Annotated in this window: 1 protein-coding gene; it reads left to right on the top strand. The window is 36.1% G+C overall.

Translation table 11 applies throughout. The annotated features are described in order from the left end of the window. Positions 1 to 34: 34 nt before the first annotated feature. A partial coding sequence (locus V6256_RS15195; protein WP_341599104.1) for a helix-turn-helix domain-containing protein occupies positions 35 to 460 on the top strand: 426 nt, incomplete at its 3' end.

Below are 460 nucleotides of genomic sequence, written 5' to 3'. Positions count from 1 at the left end.
ATGTGATCTAATGTTCATATTCAAAGGAGATGATATGAATCACGATTTTTCTGGCCTTATTAACGCGACATCTAATGCACGATATCGATTGAAATTACTTGCTGTTTCCCATTTTATTGAGGGAAAGAATAGAACTGAAATTGCTTGCTTCTTGAAAGTAAGTAGAAGAAGTATAAACATTTGGATTAAATCATATTTAGACCATGGTTTAGCGGGTTTAAAGGCGAAGTCCCCAACAGGAAGACCATCAAAACTAACCCCAGAGCAACTTGAGCAAGTGAAAGCTTACATCATAGACAACGCCATCAAATCAGAAGGTGGGCGTTTACAAGGCAGAGATGTACAAACATTTATTGAATCGCAATTTGCAGTAACCTACCAAAAAACAAATATTTATCAGTTAATGCATAAGTTGAATCTAAGCTGGATAACGACTCGCTCTAAACATCCAAAACAATCA

The organism is Psychromonas aquatilis, from assembly GCF_038155185.1.
Classification (GTDB): domain Bacteria; phylum Pseudomonadota; class Gammaproteobacteria; order Enterobacterales; family Psychromonadaceae; genus Psychromonas; species Psychromonas aquatilis.
This window is presented reverse-complemented; position numbering and strand designations above follow the sequence as displayed.